The sequence below is a fragment of the Thermosynechococcus sp. OHK43 genome (assembly GCF_014466085.1).
Classification (GTDB): domain Bacteria; phylum Cyanobacteriota; class Cyanobacteriia; order Thermosynechococcales; family Thermosynechococcaceae; genus Thermosynechococcus.
On sequence record NZ_JACOMP010000088.1, the window covers coordinates 1 to 2956 of the forward strand.

The 2956-nt window shown below is 52.5% G+C and carries 3 protein-coding genes and 1 pseudogene; 2 read left to right on the top strand and 2 right to left on the bottom strand.

What is annotated here, in order from left to right:
* Positions 1 to 643, bottom strand: a 643-nt coding sequence (locus tag H8Q75_RS03710) for a sigma-70 family RNA polymerase sigma factor (protein ID WP_297040623.1), incomplete at its 3' end; no start/stop codon positions are given.
* 204 nt (positions 644 to 847) lie between these two features.
* Entirely contained in the window at positions 848 to 1669 is an 822-nt protein-coding gene (locus H8Q75_RS03715; RefSeq protein WP_024125658.1) for an undecaprenyl-diphosphate phosphatase, read from the bottom strand.
* A 143-nt stretch (positions 1670 to 1812) separates the two neighbouring features.
* Between H8Q75_RS03715 and H8Q75_RS03720 the strand changes: the two genes are divergently transcribed.
* Both H8Q75_RS03720 and H8Q75_RS03725 read left to right on the top strand, forming a co-directional pair.
* On the top strand, positions 1813 to 2661 hold the full coding sequence (locus H8Q75_RS03720; RefSeq protein ID WP_297040628.1) for a hypothetical protein: 849 nt from the start codon (positions 1813 to 1815) through the stop codon (positions 2659 to 2661).
* A 15-nt stretch (positions 2662 to 2676) separates the two neighbouring features.
* Positions 2677 to 2956, top strand: a pseudogene (locus tag H8Q75_RS03725) (DNA helicase RecG); the annotation flags it as partial.

A 2956-nucleotide genomic window follows, 5' to 3' on the forward strand; every position in this document is an offset into this window, starting at 1 on the left:
GAATTTGACAGGTGCGGGCTTCCAGTTTACGCAGACACTGCTGCAGACGAATCCGATCTTCCTCGGCCAGCTGAAAACTTTGGTACCGTTGATCGGGCACGACGTCACCGAGGGCAACGGCCTCTTCCTCACCCTCAAAGGTAGGGGCATCGAGGCTAACAGGGGTGGTGTAGTAGCTGGCAAATTTTGCCTCCTGCCATTCCTCAAGGGGGACATTGAGGGCCTGGGCAATTTCGCTATCGGTGGGGGGGCGCTCCAGTTGTTGGCGTAATTCCCGAATGACTCGCTTTCCTTGGCTTTGCAATGTTTGCCAACGTCGGGGCACGCGAATTTGGGGACTTTTGTCCCGCAGGTAGTGTTGAATTTCACCGCGAATATAGGGAATCGCGAAGGAACTAAAGGCCACCCCCTTAGTTGGGTCAAAGCGTTCAATGGCGTGAATGAGACCAAGGGTGCCCACTTGCATGAGATCGTCAAAGCTTTCTTGGGTGCACCGTACCCAGCGATGGACTTCCTTGCGTACCAATCCTATGTTCAACTCAACAAGGCGATTCCGCAATTCCGGTGCAGGGTTATCTTGGTATGCCTGCAACAGCGAAAGGGTGGAATGCTTTAGGTCGGTGTTGCCTGTCGTGCTGAACATAGAACACACGCTTGGGGTTTCCTACTGTGGCCAAAAAAATAAGCAGATCCAGGTGTGCCTTACTGGCTTGATGGGGTTGGATAGCAATCGCGCCTCTGTACAGCTTCCTTGATTTCACTATCCCATACCTACTATGCTCAGATATCCCTCATTTCCCTGTGATCTCAACCACAGATAAGGTTAAATTTTGCTAAATGTTGTTCTTTAGGTTTGCAGACTACCGAGGGCGATCGCACCCCACAACGCAGCTCCCAAGCCAATCCGATACCAGATAAAGATCCAAGTGGAATGGCGTTGCAGGAACCGTAGCAGCCAAGCGATCGCCAGATAGGAAAACACCATACTCGATAGCATGGCAATCACAAGGGGAATGAAGAGGGTGCCTTGATCAAAAACATCTTTGGCTTGCACCAGTGTGGCGATCGTCAGAGTGGGAATGCCCAACAGAAAGGAAAAGCGCGCCGCCGTCTGCCGCTCTAGTCCCAAAGCTAAAGCCGCAGTCAACGTGGAGCCTGAGCGTGAAGCCCCCGGTAACAGGGCAATCATCTGGCCGCACCCCACTAAAAAGCCATCCAAAATGCCAATGTCCTGATACGTGCGTTTACGGGAACCCCACTTTTCCGCTAGGCCCAGGAGAATCGCCATGGCGATCGCCATCGTGGCAATGACCTGAGGCTGATCCAACTCCACTTTGGCCAATTTCAGAAGCAGTCCTGCCGCTAATGCAGGGATGGTGCCTACCGCAATACCAACCAATAACTTCCATTCCTCTCGCTGCCAATCCCGCCGCTGCCATGCCTGCCAAGCCCCTTGGACAATTTGACGAATATCCTGCCAAAAATACCCAAAAACTGCGATCACACTTCCAAACTGCATCGCATCTAGGGCCGTTTTGTGCCAGACACTCTTCCACCCCAACAGATCACTAAAGAGAATCAGGTGAGCGGTACTGCTAATGGGTAAAAACTCTGTAATGCCTTGCACCAAGCCGAGGATGACTGCTTGTAGACAAAGAATAATATCCACGTTTCTGCCTTACCTTTGCAACCCCACTATCTTGCCATGAGTCGGCAAATAGTCTATGCTCACCAAGATTTTGTAATAGATTGTAGAAACAGTCTTCTTAAACGCAGCAGCACTGTTTTGCCGTTATGCCAGTTTAGGCCTGTATGTCCGGTAACTTAGAAGCCGTTGAGCGGGAAATTTTAGGGTTGCAGGGGATGCTATTGACCGCGTTGGCGGAAATGCGTCAGCTTTATGATGTTTATTTGGAGATGCTCGCCCCCATTGCCCGTCAGCAGTTGATCACCGTGAGTTATCAGGTGTGCACCCAAGTCTTTCCAGAGCAATTTTTGAGCCTTGAGGATGCCGAGCGGCAGGAACTTCAGCGTCAGATTGCTGAACTGGCGATCGCCTTGGAGAGTACTATCTTAGGCCTACAACCCCGCGGCCAAGCAGACCAAACTCCAGCCCAAGAGGCGACGAATGGGGAGGAAGACTCAACAAGCTCACAGGACCCTACCTCCCTACCGCAGCAATTGAGCCAAGTCCTTTATCAAAGTTCGCTCAAGATTAACCATCTGCTGCAACGGGCAGCTATCTTACCGCCTGCCCCAATCGCGGTGATTTTAGAGATTGCCAGTCAGGCGGAAAATCGTCCCCTAGGGCGGATTCCCCATCTGTTGACCATGATGCTGGATGAGCAGAAGCCGCAAGAGGAAGGCGAAGAGAAGCAAGACACAAGTGAGTCCTCCAGGGAATCCTCGAGCCATCACCCCATCGCAGCTATTTATCTGCAACTTGAGGAATTGGAGTTTCAGCACCCCCCCCTCGCCAATCAGCGCAGTCAAATTCGCCAACTGGAAGCGCGTCTGGCCACCCTGCAAAAACAACTCCACAAAAAACAGCGGCAATATTTGGTTCTCAAGGCCAGTCGCGCATGGTGGCAAACGTGGAAAGCCAATGACGCCGCAGATGCGACCGCGCGTGTTCCCGAGGTCATGGATGGTGAACCTTAGGTAAGGAGGCCTCCTGTGTCCCTTGACTGGCCACGCCTACAACGCGCCCTTGCCATTGAAACGGAGCGGGGTTTTTGTAACCTTCAGGGCAATACCTATCGGTTCAATGAGTATTTACACGAAGCGTTAACGCAGGCCCCTCTGCAACAACTGCCTCCTCAGGTGCGCGATCGCTGGCAGAAAACAGCGGCAGCCTATGCCCACTACAACGATCTGTCCCCCAGCCAACGACAACACCTGGTGGTGAAAACCCGCCAACTGCTCCACGATGTCCACAAACAACTGGCCAGTTCAC